Raw genomic sequence first — 20,810 nt, forward strand, 5'->3', positions numbered from 1 at the left:
CATGCCGTACGAGACTCCCACCACGCCCCTGTACGCCGTCTCCGGAGAACTGCTGGTAATCGCCCCGCGCACCGCCGACGCCCCGGCCCGACAGACCTCCGCCAACCCGTACCGCCGTCTGCTTGCCACCCCCGGCGCCCGCGCTTTCACTGCCGGCAATCTGATCGCCCGTCTGCCGATGGGGATGTTCAGCGTCAGCGCCATCCTCATGATCGCCGGGTCGCGCGGCTCGTACACCCTGGCCGGGGCAGTCACCGCGACCGGACTCGCCGCGACCGCCATCGTGGCACCCTGGACGGCTCGGCTCGTCGACCGCTACGGCCAGGCCAGGATTGCCGTGCCTGCCACGGCGATCGCCACACTCGGGTCGCTCACGCTGCTGCTCTGCGTGCACTACCACGCCCCGACCTGGACGCTCTTCGCCGCCTACGCCGCCACCGCCACCACGCCCAACACCGGCGGCATGTCCCGTGCCCGCTGGGCCCATCTGCACCGCGGCGACCCGGCAGCCCTGCACACCGCGAACTCCTTCGAACAAGCCGCCGACGAGATGTGCTTCATGCTGGGCCCCGCACTCGCCGCACTCCTGTGCGCGGCACTCTTCCCCGAAGCCGGAACGCTGATCGGCGCGATCCTGCTGATGACCGGCGTGCTGATCTTCACCGCCCAGCGCGCCACGGAACCCCCAGTAGCGCCCCGCACCCGGGCGCGCTCCCTGCTGCGCACCCGCGGCACTCCCGCGCTGCTTGCCACTTTCCTCGCCACCGGCGCGGTCTTCGGAGCCATGGAAGTCATCACGATCGCCCACGCCGGGGGCGCGGTCCTGGCGCTCCAGGCGGGCGGCTCATGCGTGGCGGGGCTGCTGTACGGATCGCTGCGCCCGGCCCTCAACGTCCGGCGCCGACTGCTCTGGTGCTTGGCCGGGATGACGGCACTGATGTCCTTGCCGCTGCTCGCCGCCTCCTCGACCGATTCGCTGCTCGCGCTGGCGGGCGGTCTGCTTCTGGCGGGCGCGGCCACGGCACCGACGATGGTAACCGGGATGACGCTGGTTCAACGGGTTGCCCCCAAGGGCCAGTTGAACGAGGGCATGACGCTCAGCGTTACCGCACTGCTAGGCGGGATAGCCGCCGGCTCAGCGACCGCCGGCTGGATGGTGGAGCACATGGGGACGGTGACGGGGTACGTCGTCCCGGTGTCCGCGGCAGGACTCGCGCTGGCCATCGCAGCTGCCGGCCTCCGCCGAACATGAACCCGGAGGCACCCCGGGCACGAACGAGAGCACGGATCGGGCTCGCTTTTCGGCCCGCCGCCCCACCACGGCCACCGGAGCCGCCTCCAATGGCGTTCCCGGCCTCTTCTGCACGGACGTCGCCGCCCACCGTCTGTACTGGTCAACCGACTTCGCCCAGGCCGGCAGCCCGACCCACGGCATCGGCACCCGGTTCCGCCCGGTGTCGCCGTGCACGACGGTGCGCTCTACTGCATGCACCTGGGATTCGACAAGGTCGTGTACTGACACAAGCGCACCAGCGGCGGCTGGAGCGAGACCACGCCCATCCGGGGCTGGGCTACCACCGACAGCCCCGCCCTCGCCACGCACAACGGCACCCTGTATCGCGTCGCCATCGCCCTGGACGACCCGGTGCGCCGGTCCACGTTCACCGGGTCCGCCCCCGCACCGGACCCCGCCGTCGGAAAGCTGTACCTCGGCTGGCGCACCGTGACCCGCACCCTGCGCGTCAGCACGCAGAACGGCAGCACCTGGTCCGCCCCCACCGACCTCCAGGCCAGTGGCTACGGCACCCCCGCCCTGATCACCCGCCCCGACTCCGTCCAAGCCCTCTACCTCGCCTGCACCCTCTCCCGGCCGGGACGACGGATCTCAACTCGCCGTCCCGGCCGGGTCTGCCGCCTTCAGTAGCAAAGGCGGCAGACCCGGCCCGGTGAAGCACGAGGGCGTACCACGGCGACGGCAGAGCGGAGTACGAAGACCTCCTACGCTCCCGGAAATTGAGGCGACGGCGCTGCCGCGGGCGTGGCGGTATCCCTGCGGAGATCTGCCTGGCCGTCAGAACACGAGGCCGCCCGCGGTCAACGGCGTGATCTCGTGCGCCGGCCCGGTCCCCGAAGTGGGCCCACCCTCTCGTCCTCGCCCGTCGACGGCCCCGGATTCCCAGGCCCAGGCGGCGATCTCCACACGGTTGCGGGCGGAGAGCTTGAGCTGCACGTTGGCGAGATGAGTCTTCACCGTGCTGACCGAGATGGTCAGTCGGGTGGCGATCTCGGCGTTGGTCAGTCCTCTGGCCACCAGGCGCACCAGCTCGTTCTCCCGCGCGGAGAGTGCGGTGTGCGGTTCCCGGGGGGCGGGCACGGCGCTGTTGAGGCGCCGTAGCAGCCGGACCGTGATGGCCGGGCTCACCAGCGCCTCGCCGGAGGCGGCCGCCCTGATGGCCTCGACGAGGAGGGCGGGGCCCGAGTCCTTGATCAAAACCCCGGAGGCGCCTTCGCTCAGAGCGCGCTGGACGTACTCGTCGTCGTCGACCGTCGTGACCGCGACGACCTTCGGCGGAATCACCGTGCCGGGGAGGGGCAGTCTGCGCAGCGCCTCCAACCCGTCCATGCGGGGCATGCGGATGTCCATCAGCACCACGTCGGGCCGGTGGCGCTCGGCGAGTTCCACCGCGTGCACCCCTTCCTTCGCCTCCCCGACGACCTCGATGTCGTCCTCAGCGGCAAGGATCATCGCGAACCCGGCACGGACCATGGCCTGGTCGTCGGCGATCAGCACACGGATCGTCATGACGCCACCGCCTTCGCCGGGGAGGCGGCCGGGGACACCGGGAGCGTGGCCTCGACGCCCCAACCGCCGGCCGTCACCGGGCCCGCCTGGACGTCCCCGCCGATCAGGCCCACCCGCTCGGCCAGGCCCTTCAGCCCGAAGCCGCTCTGGGAAACGTGGCGCGGCCGTCCGTCGTCGCTGACCCGCACGGTGACCCCGTCTGCCGAGCGGTCCACACACACCCGCGCCTCGGTGCACCCGTGGGCGTGTTTGCGTACGTTGGTGAGGGCCTCCATCACCACCCGGTGCGCGGTGGTGGACACCTCGACCGGCAGGTCGTCGAGGGTCCCTTCCAGCTCGAGCCGGGCCCTGGCGCCGCCGACGGCCGAGAACTCCTCGACGAGCGTACGCACTTCACCGATGCCCGCCAGCGGTGTCAGTGTCACTTCGCCGTCGGCGTCGCGCAGCATCCCCACCATGTGCCGCATCGAGGTCAGTGCCTCCGAGCCCGCCTGTTCGATCCGCTGCAGCGCGGGCGGTACGAGTTCGGGGTGGAGGCCGACCGATGGGCCGGCTTCCGCTCGCACTTCAACATCGAGAACTCTTCTACTGCCGCCCTGGCACCGAAGGCGCCCACGAGAAGGGCGGGGCGAAGGGATGATCGGCTACTTCCGCCGCAACCACTTCACACCGGTCCCGGAAGCCCACTCGCTCGCCGAGCCGAACCAGATGGTCGACCAGGCGGACCAGCAGCATGCTCATCGCCCTGGGTACCGAGGCAGGCATGAAGGGCTACCACGTCCGCTACACGCTCGCTCACTCGCTACGAAGCCGGTGAGTGACTGCCCGGGGGTGTGTCGTTCAGGGCAGCCATTGGCGCGGGTGGGGAACTTCTAGCGCGGGGGGACAGGACGGTCGTAGACGTTCTTGGGGGTAACGATCTGAGTGATCGCTCGGGCGACCAGCGACGACGGCTCCTGGCCGTCATGTGGGATGTCTGTATTGAGCAGCAGCACCAAAGTCGCCTTTTGCGAGGGAAGGTAGACCGTCACGCTCTCGTAGCCCGGGATGGAGCCGTTGTGCCCGATCCAGCCGCCGCTCTTGAAGATGCCGAGGCCGTAGCTCGTACCGGGGTAGCCGGTCGGCAGCATCCGCAGCCGCTGCTTCTGGGTCTCCGGGCTGAGCAGCGTCCCGGTGGCGACCGTTTTGGCCCAGCGGCGCAGGTCGTGCAGGTTCGAGATCATCGCCCCAGCCGATCCGGCCCAACTGGGGTTCCAGTCGGTGGAGTCCTCGATCTCGCCGCTCAGCGTCTGGTTGGTGTAACCGCGCGCGTGCGGCTCGGGGAACTCGCCGCCGCTGGGGAACAGCGTGTGGTCGAGGTGGGCCGGGCGGAGCACCCGCTTGTGGATGAAGTCGGCGACCCGGTGGCCGCTGACCTTCTCGATCACCAGACCGAGAAGGACCAGGTTGCTGTTGGAGTACTGGAACTGCTTGCCAGGCGCGAAGGTATTTTTGTGCTTGAAGCCGTACGCGAGCACCTCCCGCGGGGTGAACGAACGGCCCGGGTCGCTCAGCAGATCGTGCACGAAGTCCGGGTCGTTGGTGTACGGGAACAGGCCGCTGCGCATCTCGGCGAGGTGGCGCAGCGTGATCCGGCGGCCGTTCGGCACGCCGTGGACGTAGCGGGAGATCGGGTCGTCAAGCCGGATCCGCCGGTCGTCGACGAGCTTGAGCAGCGCGGTGACCGTGAAGGTCTTGGTCTCGCTGCCGATCCGCGTGTACAGGCCGGTGGTCATCGGCTCGCGAGTGGCGGTGTCGGCGAGCCCGGTCGCGCGTCCGTAGTGTCCCTTGCCCGGCATCCAAAGCCCGACGGCGATGCCAGGGATGCCGGCCTCCCGGCGGACGTCCTCGATGGCCTTGTCCAGCCGAGCGGTCATGTCGCGGCCGAGGCCGCCCGGCTGGCGCTCGCCCTGGTCCTGCTGATCGACGCGCGCGAGGCGGGCCGCAGTGTCGGCGGTAGCGGGAACCGCCGCCACCGGGGCCAGTACGGACGCCACCAAAATCGCAGCTGCGAACAGACGTCGGGAGGAAGTACGTCGCATGTCGGGCCACTTCTTCCGGATCGGGGCTGAGGGGCAAAGGAACCATCCGGCGTCTGGTGGGAGGTCCTCCTGCGCCAGGCGTCCCTGCGAGTTCACTCGATTGGACCGGTGTTCGCCCTCGACACGTGGCCGATCTTGGATCCCGAAGCGATCAGCCGGGGCGCGACGGCATGCCGACATGACCTCTGGGACGTGGACCCGGGGGCTTGCGCTGTCCGTTTGCCCGCGGTGGAGCCGGGGTGCCAGGGCACCTACGCGAGCGTGTGGCACACCTTCTTCGCGAGGCCTGGCTCGACGAAATCACCGAGCCCATTGACGGCCGCGTCGACGCGGCCGAGCAGGCACGCTTCACCGGCTGGGTGGAGAGGTTCGTCCGCCCGGTCCGGGGCACGGCCGATCCCGAGCGTGAGGGACTCAGCGTTCCCTTCCACCTACTTGTCGAACTCCGTATGCGCCGTGGCCCCTGCCCTTTCGGTTCGCGTCCCGGCACCTCACTCCCGGAAGCCAACGGCGAGCGACCGTAGACGCCCGGACCTGTGAATAGGGTCTGACGATTTCAGGCACATAGCCGAACGTGCGAACGTGCGACGACGCAGCACAGTCGCAAATCAGCACGCTCGTTGGCGAAACTTCGCTGCGTGTCGGCGGAGGGGTGCCGAGATCAATTGGACGTCCCCCAACGCGGAGGCGCAGTGACACCGTGTGACCATGCCGACATGACATCCAGCCGAATCATCTTCCTCAACGGCACGTCCAGTTCGGGGAAATCGAGCATCGCCAGGGAGCTTCTGGACATGCTTGACGACGGCGTTTTCTTCCATTTGTCGGTCGACAGCTTCAATGCCATGCGCAGCAAGCGGGATCTCGGTGCGGAGGAACTCGACGCCGCGCTGCGGCGGACCAGGATGGGCTTCCACCGCTCGATTGCGGCGATGGCCGAGGTGGGCAACGACATCGTGGTCGACCATGTGCTGAGTGAGCCGTGGCGGCTGCTCGACTGCCTGACGATACTGCCGCCCGAAGACGTACTGTTTGTCGGCGTGCAATGCCCCCTGGACGAGCTGGCCCGCCGCGAGCTGGCCCGAGGTGACCGCCCTGCAGGCCTCGCGGCGCACCAATTCGACCTGGTCCACGCCCACGGCGACTATGACCTGGAGTGCGACACCAGTACGGCGAGCCCACGCGAATGCGCACAGCGGATCAAAGAGTTCCTCGCGCAGCGTTCCAACCCCACCGCTTTCACCCGTCTCCACCGACACTACCTGATGGCCAGCCAAGAACTGCCGACGCCGAAACTGGACCTCCGCAGAGATTGGTAACGATCGGCCGCGGCGGCAAGCAGCATGTAGACGGTGGCCAGGAGGCGGCGAGCACATCGAACTGCACCTGGTAGCTCAATGGAGAGCCGCCATGTCTCGACCTGCCTTCCTCGCACTCCCTCACGCTCTCCCCCTGTCCCGCCCCCACACAGCCCACCGGGCCCCGCCCCCGACGGCGACCTCCGGAACCCGCGCCAACGGCGGCCGGCCGCTCCGCACGCCACCGCCCGAAACGCCACACAGAGGACCAAGAACACGGGGCGCCTTCCCGCCCCTCCCTCCTCGGAACAGGCGCATGGGCCACATCATCATGTTCCTGACCGATACGGCAGAAGAACTCCCTCTTGCTGAGGACAACTTGAGCCGGCGCAACCAGCTCAGCCGTCGACGCCCTCCTGCTCCCCCGGGCCCCGGCTCGTCGGCCAGGAACCGGCCGACCAGGCCTGAGGCTGAGCCCAGCCCGCTTGCCGCGCCTGGCCGTGTGGCTGTGTTGGCACCCGTGCGAGCCGGTCCGGTCCGGTCAAGGCACTGGCCGATGCTCACCGCACCATCTTTGCCGCCCCCGCCCTCCTGACCGAACAGCCCGCCTGACGCGCAGTGGGCAACGCGCCCCTAGAGCCCGTCCGATGGGGCAGCCGGACGGTCCGCTGTGACCAGCCACGACGTGCTGCACAGCCGCACCGTGCCATTCGCTGCCACGTGGTTGCTCAGGTGGTGCGTCAGGGTGCGGTGCGCGCGGGCCCGCGCAGTCGCGTCGGCCTGCTCCAGCAGGTGGCGACCGGGGCCCGTTTCCAGCAGGAACTCCGCCGCGTCCTCGGCTCCGCGTCCCCATGCCCCGTAGGCCTGCGCCTGATTGATGGTGATGCCGGTGTAGCCGGCCGAGGCGAGGGTGTCACGAATGCGGTCCGGAGCGGCCAGGGAGAACATGCCGGGCAGCCCTGGCCTCCCGAAGTCGCCGACCGGCAGAAAGTCGCGCAGTGACTCCACCGCCGTCACCCAGCCGTTGAGCGTGGCATCGGCCGGGCATACGAACGCCAGGCGCCCGCCGGGTCGCAGCGCCCGGCCGACGTTGTTGAAGGCCGCTACGGGGTCGGCGAAGAACATCACCCCGTAGCGACTGATCGCCACGTCGAACGCCTCCGCCTCGAAAAGGTGCACCTGTGCATCACCCTGGGTGAAAGAGGCGTTGGTGATGCCCTCCCGCGCCGTACAGGACCTCGCCTCGGCCAGCATCGGGGCGGAAAGGTCGAGGCCCAGCACGCGCCCTTGGGGTGCTCGTAGCGCGGCCATGCGGGTGGTCTGCCCGGAGCCGCAGCCGAGGTCGAGGACACAGTGGCCCCCCATGATTCCGGCGGCGTCGAGCAGCGGCTCGTTGAAGCCCTCATTGACGGCGTTCCAGCGGTCTTGATTGCGGGCCCAGTGGGCGCCTTCGGGGCCGTTCCACGCCTGCGCCTGGTCGGTGTTGGCGACGTCTGACACGGGTGCCTCCTGCGATGGATGACGAAGAATGGGCGTGTGCCCAAATAGTATGGGCGTGTGCCCACACTTTCAATCCCGGCTACCATCCGAGGAGTTGTGTCCCTTGAAGCGAACGGGAGAACGGCCCATGTCACCGCGCGGAGTGGCGACGCCGGATGTACGCGAGCGGCTGTTCGCGGCCGCCGAGCGCGTCGTGGAGAGGGGCGGGCCCGGCGCGCTCACCAGCCGGTCCGTCACCACCGAAGCGGGCTGCGCCAAGGGGCTGTTGCACGCACACTTCACGGGGTTCGACGAGTTCGTGGCCGAGCTCTGTCTCGACCGGTTCGCGCGGACGGCGGCGAAGTCGCAGGCGTTGTCGGGGCTCGCCGGCCGGCGCACAGTGGCACAAAACCTCGAGGCCGTCGCCCTCGCCCTGTTCGACTCCGGGGGCCCTGCCATATCGGGTCTCGCCATGACCCGCCCCGCGGCTGCCCTGCACATCCGGCAGGCCCTGGAAGGCGGGGCGCCCGGCTTCACCGCGATCCAGGAGGCCATCACCGGCTATCTGGAGGACGAACACAAGCTCGGCCGGGTGGCGGAGAGCGTTGACCCGCCCACCGTGGCCCTCGCCATCGTCGGCACAGCCCACCATCTTTTGATGACAAGCTGGCCGGGCGCGCCCGACCCACGGCCCCCTATGAAGCGCCTGGTGGCCGCGTTGACCGAGGGCTAGGGTCTCTTCGACGCGTCAGGAGCCGACCTGGAGACGTACGGCAGCAACGGTCACTGTGCCGCGAGACGTACGCACCGTCGCCGGAGCGCGTGGCCACAACCGGGGAGTTCTTCAACCGGCTTTTCAGCCGCTCGACTTCGTACCAGGCGTTGCGCCTCATGACGGGCCACGAGTTGCAAGAAGAAGGCCTCGGCGCCGGGGCGCGGTTCGTACGAGGGTCGGCCGGATCAGCCGGGTCTGCCGTCGGCGGTTGGTCGGTACCGGTTCCGGCGGTGCGGACACACTGTCGCACATCGTGGTGTGCGGGCATGAGCTCTCGGTCCGGTTCCTGCTAGCCGGTGGCGAGTTCACCGCCGGGGGCTGTGAGTCGGATAGCGGTCTTGCTCCATTGGCCTACGGTCTTGAGCGGGGGGTGGTGGCCCTGTCCGCGCGGCCGATTCCATCCAAGATGAACGCACGGTGTACGCCTGCGCACGCCCAAAGATCAAAAATCGGGCCTGTGGCAGCAGGCACTGCCCCGGGCAGAGGCCATGCCCGGGGAGACGCCCACCCTGCGAAGTCCCATCATGTTGTCGGCCGACCGCCTATCGTCATGACCTGCACCGATCCGACGACCACCGCTGCGACCGCGACCGGAGCGGTGGCGCCGCTCGACCTGACGGGTGACGCCCCCACCCGTACCCTGGTCGACTCCCCCGCCCGGCACCGACGACGCGGCCACCCAGCGCGGAGCTCACACCGCCGTGATGCGATCCGGGTCGTCCACGGGGGTGTTGACCCTGAGCCACCGATAGCCGTAAGGGTCCAGCGCGACCTCGACGAGGCCGCCGGCCGCCGCCTTGAGGGTGTCACCGGTGAATACATCGGTGAGCAGTCGGCCGCCTTTCAGCCCCGGGACCTCGACAGGAACGGTGACGGACCGGTCGGAGAAGTTGTGCAGCACGAGCACCGCGCCACCCTCGAGTGAGCTGAGGTGGGCCAGCACGCCCGGGTCATCCGTGTCAATGATCCGGTATTCGCCCCAGGCCAGCTCGGGGGTCTCCCGGTAGCGCTCGATCAGCGTCCGCATCCGACCCAGCGGCGAAGCCGGGTCGTGCGCCTGGTCGTGCGCGTTGACCTTCTTCGGGCCGAACGCGCCCGTCACCACAGGGTTGGGCAGATCCACCCCCCGGGCCGCGGTGAAGCCGCCGCGCTTGTCGGGCGTCCACTGCATCGGGGTGCGAACGGCCTGCCGGCCCTCGGCGGCGAGGTTGTCGCCCATGCCGATCTCCTCACCGTAGAACAGCACCGGTGTTCCGGGCAGGGCGAAGAGCAGGCTGTACGCCAGCTCGAGGCGGCGCCGGTCGCCGTCGACCATGGGCGGTAGCCGGCGGCGCAGGCCTCGGTCGTAGAGCTGCATGTTTTTGTCGGGGCCGAACGCGGCAAACACCTCGGCGCGCTCGTCGTCGTCAAGCTTGTCGAGCGTCAGCTCGTCGTGGTTGCGGACGAACGTCGCCCACTGCGCGTCGCGAGGCGCAGTGGGGCGCTCTCGCAGGGCGGCTGCCAGCGGGGCTGCCTCGCCCCGCGCCATCGACAGGTACATCCGCTGCATGCCGATGAAGTCGAAGCACATGGTCAGCTCGTCACCACGGGAGGACTCCGGGTCGCCGAAAAATTTGGCGGTGTCCGGGTAGGGCAGGTTGACCTCGCCCAGCAGCACCGCGTCACCGCTGCGACGTCCGAGGAAGGCCCGCAGGTCGGCGAGGTATTCGTGCGGGTCGGGCAACTGGTCCGCGTCCTTTTGGCCGTCGGTCTCCAGCAGGAACGGCACCGCGTCGACTCGGAAGCCCGACAGCCCCAGCTGCGTCCAGAAGCCCATGATGCGCGCGATCTCGTCGCGGACCGCCGGGTTGGCGACGTTGAGGTCGGGCTGCTGCTTGTAGAACCGGTGCAGGTAGTACTGCTCGGTGGCTTCGTCGTACTCCCACACGCTTTTCTCGACGTCCGGGAAGACCACACCCATGGGGTCGTCCTTGGGCGGGCTGTCGCACCAGACGTACCAGTCGCGGTGCTTTGACGTGCGGCTGGAGCGGGCGTCCCGGAACCACGGGTGGTGGTCGGAGGTGTGGTTGACGACCAGGTCGGCGATGACCCGGATGCCCCGGTCGCGGGCGGTTCGCACGAACTCGGTGAAGTCGCCCAGCGTGCCGAGTCGGGGATCGACGGCGTAGAAGTCGGTGATGTCGTAGCCGTCGTCGCGCTCCCGCGTCGGATAGAACGGCATCAGCCATACGCAGGTGACACCGAGGCGCACCAGGTGGTCGATCCGCTGCGTCAGGCCCGCGAAGTCGCCGGTACCGTCGCCGTCGGAGTCCTGGTACGTCTCCACGTCGAGGCAGTAGACGACCGCGTTCTTCCACCACAGGTCGGAGGTACGGGTCAGCCTCATCGGACACCCTCCGCGACGGCCGCCGGAGGGCGGGTGACGTCCAGCTGCGGCAGCACCTCGGCGCCGAACGCGTCGATAAAAGCGCTCTGTTCCTTGCCGACATGGTGCAGCATGATGGCGTCGAAGCCGAGGTCGGCACACTCCTGGAGCCAGGCCGCGTGCCGGCCGAGATCGTCGGAGATGTTGACGGACTCCGCGACCCTGTCCGGCGACACGTGCTCGCTGACATTGTCGAACAGCTCGGCCGAGTCCAGGTCCCAGCTCGCCGGCGGCCCGTGCACATTGGTGCGCCACTGATCGTGGGCGATTTCCTGGGCGGTCCCCAGGTCGGGGGCCCAGCTGAGGTGCATCTGGAGGTGCAGCCGGCCGGCGCCGCCCGCCGAACGGTAGGCGTCCACGATCCGGCGCAGCGTCTCGCGCGGCGCGTTGACCGTGATCAGGCCGTCCGCCCACTCCGCACACCACCGAGCGGTCGCCTCGCTGCACGCGGCCCCCACGAGCGGCGGCACCGTCTGTGGGCGGGTCCACAGCCGGGCCCGGTCCACGGTCACCAGCCCGTCGTGGCTCACCTCCTCGCCTCGCAGCATCGCCCGGATGATGTCGACGCACTCGCGCAGCCGCGCGTTCCGGACTTCCTTACGCGGCCAACGGTCGCCGGTGATGTGCTCGTTGGACGCCTCACCGCTTCCCAGCGCCGCCCAGAAGCGGCCCGGGTACATTGGGCGGTGTGCATCGTGAAGTCGCAGGTCACGGGTCTGGTGTGAATGGCGAGTTGGGTACTCGTGCCGGTCGGCGGCCGATGACCATGGCGTAGATCATCGGGCAGGTCGGGCTCCGGCGGGATGCCGGGTTCGGCTGCGCCCACGACCGGCCCCCGCCTACGATCCGTCAGCAGGTCGGCACACCGTGAGAACGCGGGAGGGCGCGGGGATGCAGGAGCGGCAGTGGATCACCACCCGCCGGAGCGAACTGGACGCCCTCGCCGAGGAGTTGGCCAAGCAACTCCAGGAGGTCCAGGCCGAGCGGGATGAACTGGCGATCGCGGAGCGGGTGCTGAACCGCCTGGCCGAGCAGGCCCGGGCCGACGCCGGGGCTGTCGCTCCGGTATCGGCGAAGGTGGCCGGGCGGGCAGTCCTGCTCATCCCGCACCGCAGCGACGCGGCCGACGCGGGCGCGCTGCCCGGCGACTACCGCAAGATCCTGGCCATCGTGCGGGAGGCCGACGGCCCGGTGCAGGTCAGGGCGGTCGGCGAGCGGCTGGGTCTGGACGCCTCGGTGCGCGGCAAGCTGGAACCTCTGCGAGCGAAGATGACCAAGCTCGCCGACCGCGGCTGGCTGCACAAGCGGGGCGACGGTCGGTTCACGGCACGTCCGTAGTCGCACGGGGCATGCCCGTAACTGACGGGCCCCCGACGGCAGTTGAGTTTGTGTGACGAAAAACAACAGTCCCGTCGAGGGCCCTGACGGCCTTGTCTACACCGCCCGCCTGCCGCTGTCGAGCGCCACCCTGAACTGGCTCGCCGACTTGATACGCGGCCACCTCAAGAAGATCGGCTCTAGGTGGCGCGCCCTGCCTCCGGGGAAGATCGCCACCATCGTGCTGGCAGTGCTGCGCTGTGACCAGCGGCCCGGCGACCTGGCCGGCGGCAACGGAGTACACCGCACCACCGTGACCCGATGGGTGAGGGAGGTCATCGGCCTGCTCGCAGCCCGCGCCCCACGCCTGGACCGGGCCCTGAAGAAGATCACCCGAATGGGCGGCGGCATCGTACTGCTGGACGGATCGGTGATCCGTACCCGGCGCAGAACCGGGAAGGAAAACCGGAAGAACTACTCCGGCAAGAACAAATGCCACGGCCTGCTCGTGATCGCCCTCACCGACGACCGGGGCCGACTGCTGTGGATCTCGGCGGCCCGCCCCGGGCGCACCTCGGAGATCACCGCCTGCCGGCACGACAAGCTCACCGGGAAACTGCGGGAAGCCGGGCTCGGAGCCATCGCCGACCTGGGTTTCGTCGGCCTCGACGACGGCGGCCCCGACGCCGGCCCAGCGGTGATCACCGGCTACAAGGCCGCCCGGAACCGGCCCCTGACGCGAGGCCAGAAGCTGTCCAACACGGCACTGGCGGCCGTCCGGGCACCCGTCGAGCACGGCTTCGCCCACCTCAAGAACTGGCGCGTCCTGAGCAAGGTACGCACCGACCCCGCCTGGGCGACCGCCCTGGTCCGGGCCTTGCTGGTCCTCACGAACCGCGAAGTCGCCCGATGACCGACGATCTTCACCAAAGTCACCTGCCACCGACCAGCACGAGCATCCCGATGCCCACGCACACCAGCCCCATGACCAGCAACTTCAGCTTGCACACCTCTCATTGCGGCGATGCTGCCTATCGCCTGCGCGACGATCGCCGGGTGGTAGCGCTGGCCCGGCGCGTTGACCACTCCGAACGGGACTTGGTCGGTGGCCTGGAGCGCCGCGCCGAGCCAGGACCAGGCGAAGCCGGACTCACCCTGCCGGACACTCCAGGGCGAGAAATGATCCGAGCACATCGCGGCGGTGAACCCCGCGCGCTCAGCGCGTACGACGGCTGCCAGCAGGTCGGCGGGAGGCACCTGTTCGTGGGAGGCGTGGAACCCATAGACAGTCATGGGCTCCGAGTACCCAATACCGGAGGGATCATCGGTCGACGTCCCGCCGGCCCGGCTCAAGTCGTGGCGCCGGGTGTACCCGCGCCTCCCCCGGAACGAGCACGAGACGTCCGGGGCCGCGCGCGCGGACCAACGGGCCATTGCCCAAATCGAGTTCGGCGCCAGCCGTAAGGACGTCGTGTGCCGCTGCGCCATGAAAACTCTCTCATCTTCCGCGCTGCTAACCCATGGACGCCCCGTCGGTTACGGGTGATCCCCAGGTCTCCGGCCCTGGAAAGCGCCGATTGCCCGCCGCAGCGTGGACCTATGCAACCCAGCCGCCAGGGCGTGGGGCAGGCGGGCTCCGGGCCCGGGCGGCCGGCATCACCGCCGGACGCTCCAGCGCCGGGGAACAGGCGCGATGGTTCGACCCTCCGCCGTGCCCGCAGCCATAGCCATCCCGCGACTTGCCGCGCGGGAGTGCGTCGGCCGTCAGTGTGGGGCGCCCCGGGGCCTGGGACCGGGAGCTGGTCCCGCGTCAAACTGCGGGTGGAGCGGCTCGACTGGTTGCCTGCTGTACTCGCCTCGCTGGACCGGCCCTTCGTCATCGAACGCCCGGATGATCTCCGCGGCCTCGTCGAAGCTCTCCCCGAACGGCTCACGAACTCTGCTCGGCGGAGCCCACCTCACGAATGACGGATCGGCCGGTCCCCGTACCGGTCAGTTCTGAGCCCCTCCGACGCGAGACGTGAGTGTTCGGCGCCGCCGAAGCCGCGCCGCCGGACGGATTCACGGTCCGACTCGATGGCGCGGGGACCGCCGACATCTCCTGCCAGCGGGGATCCGCGCCTTCGGCGACAGCGGCTCCTACGGCGCGTCCGGAGCCGCGCTCGTCCACGCGGCGCGCAGCGCCTTCTTGTCCACCTTGCCGACCTTGGTCGTCGGCAACCGGCTCAGCAGCACCGTCTTCCGGGGCGTGTACAGCTCTCCCAACTCGGCGGTCACCGCAGCGCCGACCGCGTCCGGGTCGATGTCGGCGCCCTCGGCCGTGGCCAGGAAGATCTGCACGGCCTCCCCGTACTCCTTGTCCGGCACGCCCAGTGCCGCCGCGTTGCGCACACCGGGCAGTGTGAGCAGGAAATCCTCCAGGACCCTGGAGTAGACGTTGTCGCTGGTGCTGCCGGTGACGATGATGTCCTTGGCCCGGTCCACGAGATAGAGGTAACCCTCGGCGTCGAGATAGCCCATGTCCCCGGTGCGCAGCCAGCCGTCGTGCAGCGCCTCCGCGGTACGCTCCCGGTCCTCGTAGTAGCCGAGCATCACCGTCTCGCCCCGAACACACACCTCGCCGACCCGCCTGACGGGCAGCGCCTCCGCGCTGTCTTCGCCACGGATCTCGATCTCGGTGTCGGATATCGCGCGACCGCAGCTGCGCCAGAGTTCGGGCCGCCGGGCCCCCTCCGAGGCGAGGTCCTCCGCACCGAACGCGGCGATGCCGAGCGCCTCCGACTGCCCGTAGCCCTGGCTGAGCACCGGCCCGAAGACCTCGACCGCCTGCTGCAGTCGGCTGGGCGACGAGGCCGCGCCGCCGACGACGATCCGCCGCAGCGCGGGGAGGGCGCCCGGCACGCACTCCGGGTGGTCGAGAAGCGCGTACAGCATCGGCGGTACGAACATGGTGGCGGTGATCCGCTCCTCGCGCAGCACCGCCATAGCCGCGCTCGCTTCGAACTCGGGCAGCACGACGAGGACGGACCCCGTCACCAGGGCCTGGACCGAGGTGAGGTGGCCGCTGCCGTGAGTGAGCAGCGTGGAGGCGAGCACCCTGTCCGTGCCCGGGCTCCTGGTCGAGAAGACCGAGGGACGCGAGCCCTGCGGGGCGTCCTTCACCAGGTCCACCAGCGCGTCGTAGAGTCGGCGGCTGTGCGCGGCGAGCTTGGGACGGCCGAGGGTGCCGCCGGTGTAGAGGACGGTGACGGCTTCGTCCGCTCCCGGGGCGGGCACGCCGTCGGGGCGCACCGCCGGGCATTCGGTTTCCAGGGCCAGCAGGTCCGCGCACCGCTGCTCACAGGGCCCAAGGCTGAGCAGCACGGGGGCGTGGACGCTGCGGCCGGCCGCGTCAGCGGCCCGCTGGGCGAAGAGCGGGTCGGTGACCACGACGCGCGCCCGGGACTGTTCGACCAGCGCTGCGAGCTCGCCGGGCCCCGGCTCCGGCGGCAGGAACACGACACGGCAGCCGATGAGATGGACCGCGAGCTGCACCAGGACGGAGTCCACACGGTTGGCCAGGAACAGCCCCACGCCGTCGCCGGGCGCGAGCCCTTGCCCGCGCAGCGCGTGCCCCAACCTGAACAGCCGCCGCCTGGCCTCCCCCCGGGTCAGCCGCTGGGCGCCCTGGACGAGCGCCTCGGCGTCCTCGTCCTCGTGCCAGTGCTCCAGGATGTGGTCCACGTACGTCCGCGACTCGGATGCCTGCTGTGCGTTAACGATCATGGACCCATGCAAACATGCCGCTCAGGAGCCGCGGACTCACAGGGGGCGACTTCGGCCATCAGCCGGCGGAGTACCATGCCCCGGCCTGATGGGCGGCTGGGTTTTCGAGGCGGCCGAGGAGCACGACTGGTGGACGTACTTCGCGAACTGGACCGGTAAGCCGACCCCCCTCCTTGCGCCGCTACCCGCAGGGGCCGTAGCCGCACCGGAGGCCGTTGAGGTGGTCAAGGCCCGACGGCGCCTCCACCGGAGACCAGCGAGCCATGACGGCCCACCCTGGCGGCCACTGCGGTGCGCGGCCTCGGGGCCAGTGCCGCGCGCAGCGCCGGGGTGAGGGTGTGGCGGGTCTCGGACGGGGTGAGGGCGGCGGGGGTGGGGAGGGGGTTGAGGTAGCGGGTGTAGATGAGGCCGCCGAGGATCGTGACCACGGCCGTGGCTCGGGCGGTCGCGTCCCGACCGCCGAGAAATTCAACAAGCCGGGCCAGCAACTCGCGTTCCAGGTACTCGCGGATCACCTCGGTGGCCTCGGCGCCCTGGGTTGTGAGCTGCAGGAAGTCGGCGTCTTCCCACAGGTCTGTCACCGCGGTGATCAGGCGGTCGGGGAGCATGGCCGGGTCGCCGCCGAGGACTTCGTCCACCGCCAGCGCATTCGCGCACTGGAACTGCATCACGTCGGCGAACAGGCCCTTCTTGGAGCCGAAGTGGTACGCGATGAGCGCCGGGTCCACCCCGGCTGCCCCGGCCACCGCGCGCAGAGTGGTACGCCGGTAGCCGCGCTCCAGGAACAACGTACGGGCCGCCGAGACGATCGACTCGCGGGTCGGCGGGTTGCCTCGCGGGCGGCCTCGGGGGCGGGCGGGGGCAGGGGCGGCGTTATTCATCAGCGTTGAGCCTGCGGTGCACGATCGGCACAGTCAAGGGCGTTCCGCACACCACTCGAAGGGACGCCCCGACATCATGCGTATCGCAGTCTTCGGCGCCAACGGGCCGACCGGCCGCCACCTCACCGACCAGGCCCTCGCAGCCGGCCACGAGGTTGTCGCCGTGACCCGCCGTCCCGGCTCCCTTGCCTCGCGGCCCGGCCTCACCGTGGCTTTCGCCGACGCCACCGACCCGGCGGCCGTCACTGCCGCACTCGGCGGGACGGACGCTGTCCTCTCCGCGCTGGGCGCGCGCTTCGCCAAGGCGGCCATCACCACGTATTCGTGGAGCGCCACGGCCATCATCGGGGCCATGGCCCGCCACGGCATCAAGAGACTGCTCGCCGTCAGCTCCAGCGTCGCCGACCCGAACTGGCGGCCCACCGGCGCGCACTTCTTCAACCACTTGCTCGACCCTCTGGTGAACCGACGCCTCGGCCGCACCCTCCACGAGGACATGCGCCGCATGGAGGCCGTGATCCAGGAGACGGATCTCGACTGGACGCTCGTCCGGCCATCGGGCCTCTTCGAGCACTCCGCCGTTACGGATTACCACACCGCCGAGACCAGCGCCGACGGCGTCTTCACCGCCCGCGTGGACCTCGCCGCGAGCATGCTGCGCGAGCTGGAGGGGCGGCGGTACGTCCGCACGGCCATGGGCGTCATCACCACGGCCGTGAAACCGAACGTCGCCAAGCTGATCTGGAACGAGGGCGTGAAGAAGAAGTGAGCCGGGCGACCACCGAACTCCCGTCCACCACAAAGGCGTTCCTCGCTCGCCCCGACACGGCCGCCCTCACCACCCTCCGCCGCGACGGCACCCCGCACATCACCCCCGTTCGCTTCACTCTCGACACGGCCACCGGCTTGGCCCGGGTGACCACCCTGGCCAAGGCACGCGAAGCCCGGCACGTGGTGGCGGGCGGCCCAGGGGCCCGTGTCGCGCTCTGCCAGGCGGACGGCTTTCGCTGGGTCACTCTCGAAGGCCGGGCCACCGTCACCGACGACCCCGAGCGCCTGGCCGAGGCGATTCGTCGCTACACCGCCCGCTACCGCGCGGCCCCGCCCGCCCTGCCGGGCCTGGTCGTCATCGAGATCGCCGTCGACCGCCTCCTGAGCCTCAACCTCTGATCTCCGATCAGCCGTACTGAAAGCGATGCGACTCCACCATGCCCACCATTCCCGTCCTCGGCTCCACCCTTCACTACCGCGAGTCCGGCGAACCCGACGGGCTGCCGTTCGTCTTCCTCCACGGCAACCCCACCTCTTCCCACTTGTGGCGGAACGTCCTGCCGGGTGTGGCAGCGCCAGGCCGCCGCCTTCTGGCCCCCGATCTCATCGGCATGGGCGACTCCGGCAAGCCCGACCTCGCCTACTCCTTCGACGACCACGCCCGCTACCTCGATGCCTGGTTCGACGCCCTCGATCTTGCCGAGGCCGTCCTCATCGGCCACGACTGGGGTGGGGCTCTCGCCTTCGACCGCGCCGCCCGTTTCCCGCACCGCGTCCGCGGCCTCGCTTTCACCGAGACCATCATCAAACCTCTCGTCGGTGATGAATTCCCCGCAGCAGGACGGGAGTTGTTCACCCTCCTGCGCACTTCCGGGGTGGGCGAGGAGATGATCCTGGAGAAGTCACTGTTCATCGACGGGCTTCCGGACACGCTCGCCACCTCGCTCGACCCTGCCGATCTCGAGGTCTACCGGCGGCCCTTCCCCACCCCGCACAGCCGCCGCCCGATACTGGCCTGGACGCGCATGATGCCGCTGGACGCCGAGCCGGCCGACGTCGTGGCCCGCATCGAGCAGTACGACGCCTGGCTGGCTGCCAGCCCCGAAGTCCCCAAGCTGCTCGCCGCGTTCGAGCCGGGCCCCGGCGCGATGACCGACCAAGGAACCGTGGCCTGGTGCGAGGAACACATCGCGGGCCTGGAGGTCTCCCGCCACGGCGTCGCCGGCCACCACTCCCCGGAGGACCGGCCCGAGGAGCTGGCCGCGGCGATCAGCACCTGGGCCGACCGCCACAAACTGACGCGCCAGTAGGCATCCTCCGCACGGCGGGGCCAATCACCCCGCCGACGCAGCCCTTCGACGTATGCCGGTGAGCCGCCCACGGTCAATGCGGGGCTCCACCGCTTCGCGTACCAGGTGGTGGAGTTAGGACGAACTGGCGACAGCGCGGGCCGCCGGAAAGGTCGTGATTCTCGCGGCTCGTCTCAGAGCCAGGGACTACTGTCGCGAGCATGGTCGAACACGATGCCCTCAGCGCCACCAGCGAGGCTTACGACGCTGCCGCCCCCGCCTATGCGCAGCTGTTCCGCGACACGCTGCGCGACAGTCCCCTGGACCGCGCGATCTTGCGGGTCTTCGCCGAGGCCGTCAGCGCGGATGGGGGTGGTCCGGTCGCGGACCTGGGGTGCGGTCCTGGTCATATCACCGCCCATTTGGGCGAGTTGGAGCTGGCGGCCTTTGGTGTTGATGTCTCTCCTGCGATGGTCGAGTTGGCTCGACAGGCCTATCCGGGCCTTCGGTTCGACGTGGGTTCGATGGCCACGTTGAACATCGCTGACGGCGTGCTGGGCGGCGCACTCTCACGTTGGTCCATCATCCACACTCCGCCGCAGGAACTCCCCGTCATCCTGGCGGAGTTCCATCGCGTGCTCGCACCTGGCGGCCACCTCTTGATCTGCTTTTCGGCAAGCGAGGACCCTTCTCACCCGACGCAGGCCTTCGATCACACAGTCGCCCCGGCCTACCGGTGGTGGCCTGATCACCTCGCCGCGCTGCTGCGCACCTCCGGGTTGGCCGAGGTCGCCCGGATGGTTCGCGAGCCTCAGCCCACCGACCGGCGGCAGTTCCAGGAGATTCAACTGCTCGCCCGCAAAGCCCAAACAGGGGCTGACGGGACGAACACATATGGCGGGCGCCAGCCTCAGGACGAGTCTCCATAGCGGGCGGCGATCGCGGCGGCGCGGTTGCGCAAAGAGGTGCGCAACGACTGTGGGGCCAGGGCTTCCGCGTCCGTGCTGAACTGCCACAGCGCCCATTCGGCGTGCCATGAATCCTGGTAGGTCACCTCCAGCCGCAGCCAGCCGTCCGCGTCGGGTTTTCCGGCGCGGACGGCCACCGCGGTATTCAGCAGGTCGTCGCGCCGCGCCGGATTCACGCGCACCAGCACGGTGATATGGCCGTGGGACAGGAACTGCGCGCAGCGTTCCCTCCAGACCCGTTCCAGGTCGACCCGGTTCGGTCGCTCTGCCGGTTCGGGGAGTTCTTCGGCGTCCAGCATCCGCGACAGCCGGTAGGTGCGGTCCTCGCCGGACCTCGTGGCCAGCAAGTAGCCCCGGTCGCGCGCGGTGACCAGGCCGATCGGGTCCACCGTGCGCCACTGCGGTGTCTGGCCTGTGGCCGCGTAGTGGATACGCAGCTTGTGCCCGGCGAGCACCGCGCGCCGCAGCTCGATCATTATCGTTTCGGGCACCTCCTCAGTGACCAGCCGACGTGAGAGCAGGTCCGTCTCCGGCTCGACGAGAAATCGCTGGGCCGCGTCACTCGCGGTGGCCCGATGGCTGTCGGGCAGCGCGTCGACCACCTTCCGCATGGCCGAAGCGAGCGCCGAGCCGAGGCCGAATGTCTGCTCACCGCGCCCTGATCCGGCGGTCAGCAAGGCAAGGGCCTCGTCGTGGTTCAGTCCGGTGAGCTCGGTCCGGAAACCGGGCGCCAACGCGAACCCGCCGTGCCGGCCGCGTTCGGCGTAGACCGGCACGCCGGCCGTGGACAGCGCCTCGATGTCGCGCAGCACGGTGCGGGTGGATACCTCCAGCTCGCAGGCCAGTGTGTCCGCGGTCAGCCGACCGCGCTGACGCAGCAGCAGCACCAGCGAGACCAACCGATCAGCGCGCATCCGGGAACTTTATCAAAATACATGACCAAGGGTGTCGTGATTTA

The 20,810-nt window shown here is 69.7% G+C and carries 20 protein-coding genes and 1 pseudogene; 11 read left to right on the forward strand and 10 right to left on the reverse strand.

All coding sequences use genetic code 11. The features are described from left to right. Window position 1: 1 nt before the first annotated feature. Window positions 2-1,252 (forward strand): MFS transporter, encoded by a 1,251-nt coding sequence (locus ACLLJJ_RS00580; protein ID WP_434587266.1) that lies wholly within the window; start codon window positions 2-4, stop codon window positions 1,250-1,252. 393 nt (window positions 1,253-1,645) lie between these two features. After that, window positions 1,646-1,924, forward strand: a complete 279-nt coding sequence (locus tag ACLLJJ_RS00585) for a hypothetical protein (protein ID WP_434587267.1) — start codon at window positions 1,646-1,648, stop codon at window positions 1,922-1,924. Window positions 1,925-2,071: 147 nt separating this feature from the next. Here the strand turns inward: ACLLJJ_RS00585 and ACLLJJ_RS00590 are convergent, their stop codons facing one another. From ACLLJJ_RS00590 to ACLLJJ_RS00600, 3 genes are all read right to left on the reverse strand, one after another. Next, complete coding sequence (locus tag ACLLJJ_RS00590) at window positions 2,072-2,803, reverse strand: response regulator (protein WP_434587268.1); 732 nt, start codon at window positions 2,801-2,803, stop codon at window positions 2,072-2,074. Then, window positions 2,800-3,369 (reverse strand): sensor histidine kinase, encoded by a 570-nt coding sequence (locus ACLLJJ_RS00595; RefSeq protein ID WP_434587269.1) that lies wholly within the window; start codon window positions 3,367-3,369, stop codon window positions 2,800-2,802. Before ACLLJJ_RS00595 ends, ACLLJJ_RS00590 begins: the two co-directional genes overlap by 4 nt. A 306-nt stretch (window positions 3,370-3,675) precedes the next feature. After that, entirely contained in the window at window positions 3,676-4,884 is a 1,209-nt protein-coding gene (locus ACLLJJ_RS00600; RefSeq protein ID WP_434587270.1) for a serine hydrolase domain-containing protein, read from the reverse strand. 263 nt (window positions 4,885-5,147) lie between these two features. Between ACLLJJ_RS00600 and ACLLJJ_RS00605 the strand changes: the two genes are divergently transcribed. Both ACLLJJ_RS00605 and ACLLJJ_RS00610 read left to right on the forward strand, forming a co-directional pair. Beyond that, a complete protein-coding gene (locus ACLLJJ_RS00605) occupies window positions 5,148-5,408 on the forward strand; it encodes a hypothetical protein (RefSeq protein WP_434587271.1) in 261 nt (86 codons plus the stop codon). Between the two features lie 192 nt (window positions 5,409-5,600). Further along, a complete protein-coding gene (locus ACLLJJ_RS00610) occupies window positions 5,601-6,203 on the forward strand; it encodes a chloramphenicol phosphotransferase CPT family protein (protein ID WP_434587272.1) in 603 nt (200 codons plus the stop codon). Window positions 6,204-6,815: 612 nt separating this feature from the next. Here ACLLJJ_RS00610 and ACLLJJ_RS00615 read toward each other — a convergent pair. Beyond that, a complete protein-coding gene (locus ACLLJJ_RS00615; protein ID WP_434587273.1) occupies window positions 6,816-7,682 on the reverse strand; it encodes a class I SAM-dependent methyltransferase in 867 nt (288 codons plus the stop codon). Window positions 7,683-7,809: 127 nt separating this feature from the next. Between ACLLJJ_RS00615 and ACLLJJ_RS00620 the strand changes: the two genes are divergently transcribed. Beyond that, complete coding sequence (locus ACLLJJ_RS00620; protein ID WP_434587275.1) at window positions 7,810-8,394, forward strand: TetR/AcrR family transcriptional regulator; 585 nt, start codon at window positions 7,810-7,812, stop codon at window positions 8,392-8,394. A gap of 733 nt (window positions 8,395-9,127) precedes the next feature. On the opposite strand, the gene ACLLJJ_RS00625 is transcribed toward ACLLJJ_RS00620, so the two are convergent. Next, window positions 9,128-10,822 (reverse strand): alpha-amylase family protein, encoded by a 1,695-nt coding sequence (locus ACLLJJ_RS00625; RefSeq protein ID WP_434587278.1) that lies wholly within the window; start codon window positions 10,820-10,822, stop codon window positions 9,128-9,130. Next, window positions 10,819-11,541: an LLM class flavin-dependent oxidoreductase gene (locus ACLLJJ_RS00630; protein WP_434587280.1), complete on the reverse strand. Its 723-nt coding sequence runs from the start codon at window positions 11,539-11,541 to the stop codon at window positions 10,819-10,821. The genes ACLLJJ_RS00625 and ACLLJJ_RS00630 overlap by 4 nt, the downstream gene beginning before the upstream one ends. A 211-nt stretch (window positions 11,542-11,752) precedes the next feature. Here ACLLJJ_RS00630 and ACLLJJ_RS00635 point away from each other — a divergent pair, with 211 nt between their 5' ends. Then, window positions 11,753-12,199: a hypothetical protein gene (locus tag ACLLJJ_RS00635; RefSeq protein ID WP_434600254.1), complete on the forward strand. Its 447-nt coding sequence runs from the start codon at window positions 11,753-11,755 to the stop codon at window positions 12,197-12,199. A 52-nt stretch (window positions 12,200-12,251) separates the two neighbouring features. Next, complete coding sequence (locus ACLLJJ_RS00640; RefSeq protein ID WP_434587282.1) at window positions 12,252-13,091, forward strand: transposase family protein; 840 nt, start codon at window positions 12,252-12,254, stop codon at window positions 13,089-13,091. Between the two features lie 164 nt (window positions 13,092-13,255). On the opposite strand, the pseudogene ACLLJJ_RS00645 reads toward ACLLJJ_RS00640, so the two are convergent. From ACLLJJ_RS00645 to ACLLJJ_RS00655, 3 genes and pseudogenes are all read right to left on the reverse strand, one after another. Then, window positions 13,256-13,666 (reverse strand): annotated as a pseudogene (locus ACLLJJ_RS00645) (LLM class flavin-dependent oxidoreductase); the annotation flags it as partial. 651 nt (window positions 13,667-14,317) lie between these two features. Further along, window positions 14,318-15,943 carry a class I adenylate-forming enzyme family protein gene (locus ACLLJJ_RS00650; RefSeq protein ID WP_434587284.1) on the reverse strand — a complete coding sequence of 542 codons (1,626 nt, stop codon included), beginning with the start codon at window positions 15,941-15,943 and terminating at the stop codon, window positions 14,318-14,320. 224 nt (window positions 15,944-16,167) lie between these two features. Further along, window positions 16,168-16,824, reverse strand: a complete 657-nt coding sequence (locus ACLLJJ_RS00655) for a TetR/AcrR family transcriptional regulator (RefSeq protein ID WP_434587286.1) — start codon at window positions 16,822-16,824, stop codon at window positions 16,168-16,170. A 76-nt stretch (window positions 16,825-16,900) separates the two neighbouring features. Between ACLLJJ_RS00655 and ACLLJJ_RS00660 the strand changes: the two genes are divergently transcribed. The 4 genes from ACLLJJ_RS00660 to ACLLJJ_RS00675 all read left to right on the forward strand — a co-directional run bounded on the left by ACLLJJ_RS00660 (window position 16,901) and on the right by ACLLJJ_RS00675 (window position 19,813). Continuing rightward, window positions 16,901-17,593 carry an NAD(P)-dependent oxidoreductase gene (locus ACLLJJ_RS00660; protein ID WP_434587288.1) on the forward strand — a complete coding sequence of 231 codons (693 nt, stop codon included), beginning with the start codon at window positions 16,901-16,903 and terminating at the stop codon, window positions 17,591-17,593. Continuing rightward, a complete protein-coding gene (locus tag ACLLJJ_RS00665; RefSeq protein ID WP_434587290.1) occupies window positions 17,590-17,994 on the forward strand; it encodes a pyridoxamine 5'-phosphate oxidase family protein in 405 nt (134 codons plus the stop codon). The genes ACLLJJ_RS00660 and ACLLJJ_RS00665 overlap by 4 nt, the downstream gene beginning before the upstream one ends. Before the next feature lie 38 nt (window positions 17,995-18,032). After that, window positions 18,033-18,905, forward strand: a complete 873-nt coding sequence (locus ACLLJJ_RS00670) for a haloalkane dehalogenase (RefSeq protein WP_434587292.1) — start codon at window positions 18,033-18,035, stop codon at window positions 18,903-18,905. A 200-nt stretch (window positions 18,906-19,105) separates the two neighbouring features. Further along, window positions 19,106-19,813: a class I SAM-dependent methyltransferase gene (locus tag ACLLJJ_RS00675; RefSeq protein ID WP_434587294.1), complete on the forward strand. Its 708-nt coding sequence runs from the start codon at window positions 19,106-19,108 to the stop codon at window positions 19,811-19,813. Here the strand turns inward: ACLLJJ_RS00675 and ACLLJJ_RS00680 are convergent. After that, on the reverse strand, window positions 19,795-20,766 hold the full coding sequence (locus ACLLJJ_RS00680) for a helix-turn-helix transcriptional regulator (protein ID WP_434587296.1): 972 nt from the start codon (window positions 20,764-20,766) through the stop codon (window positions 19,795-19,797). The two genes, ACLLJJ_RS00675 and ACLLJJ_RS00680, sit on opposite strands and share 19 nt — an antisense overlap. Window positions 20,767-20,810: the final 44 nt, after the last annotated feature.

This window comes from Streptomyces sp. A5-4, assembly GCF_051131715.1.
In the GTDB taxonomy this organism is placed as follows: domain Bacteria; phylum Actinomycetota; class Actinomycetes; order Streptomycetales; family Streptomycetaceae; genus Streptomyces.

Bases quoted from the DNA above. Each gene is read 5' to 3' on its own strand.
- ACLLJJ_RS00580 (WP_434587266.1), top strand. From the start codon at position 2: ATGCCGTACGAGACTCCCACCACGCCCCTGTACGCCGTCTCCGGAGAA.
- ACLLJJ_RS00590 (WP_434587268.1), bottom strand. From the start codon at position 2,803: ATGACGATCCGTGTGCTGATCGCCGACGACCAGGCCATGGTCCGTGCC.
- ACLLJJ_RS00600 (WP_434587270.1), bottom strand. From the start codon at position 4,884: ATGCGACGTACTTCCTCCCGACGTCTGTTCGCAGCTGCGATTTTGGTG.
- ACLLJJ_RS00610 (WP_434587272.1), top strand. From the start codon at position 5,601: ATGACATCCAGCCGAATCATCTTCCTCAACGGCACGTCCAGTTCGGGG.
- ACLLJJ_RS00620 (WP_434587275.1), top strand. From the start codon at position 7,810: ATGTCACCGCGCGGAGTGGCGACGCCGGATGTACGCGAGCGGCTGTTC.
- ACLLJJ_RS00625 (WP_434587278.1), bottom strand. From the start codon at position 10,822: ATGAGGCTGACCCGTACCTCCGACCTGTGGTGGAAGAACGCGGTCGTC.
- ACLLJJ_RS00630 (WP_434587280.1), bottom strand. From the start codon at position 11,541: ATGTACCCGGGCCGCTTCTGGGCGGCGCTGGGAAGCGGTGAGGCGTCC.
- ACLLJJ_RS00635 (WP_434600254.1), top strand. From the start codon at position 11,753: ATGCAGGAGCGGCAGTGGATCACCACCCGCCGGAGCGAACTGGACGCC.
- ACLLJJ_RS00650 (WP_434587284.1), bottom strand. From the start codon at position 15,943: ATGATCGTTAACGCACAGCAGGCATCCGAGTCGCGGACGTACGTGGAC.
- ACLLJJ_RS00655 (WP_434587286.1), bottom strand. From the start codon at position 16,824: ATGAATAACGCCGCCCCTGCCCCCGCCCGCCCCCGAGGCCGCCCGCGA.
- ACLLJJ_RS00660 (WP_434587288.1), top strand. From the start codon at position 16,901: ATGCGTATCGCAGTCTTCGGCGCCAACGGGCCGACCGGCCGCCACCTC.
- ACLLJJ_RS00670 (WP_434587292.1), top strand. From the start codon at position 18,033: ATGCCCACCATTCCCGTCCTCGGCTCCACCCTTCACTACCGCGAGTCC.
- ACLLJJ_RS00675 (WP_434587294.1), top strand. From the start codon at position 19,106: ATGGTCGAACACGATGCCCTCAGCGCCACCAGCGAGGCTTACGACGCT.
- ACLLJJ_RS00680 (WP_434587296.1), bottom strand. From the start codon at position 20,766: ATGCGCGCTGATCGGTTGGTCTCGCTGGTGCTGCTGCTGCGTCAGCGC.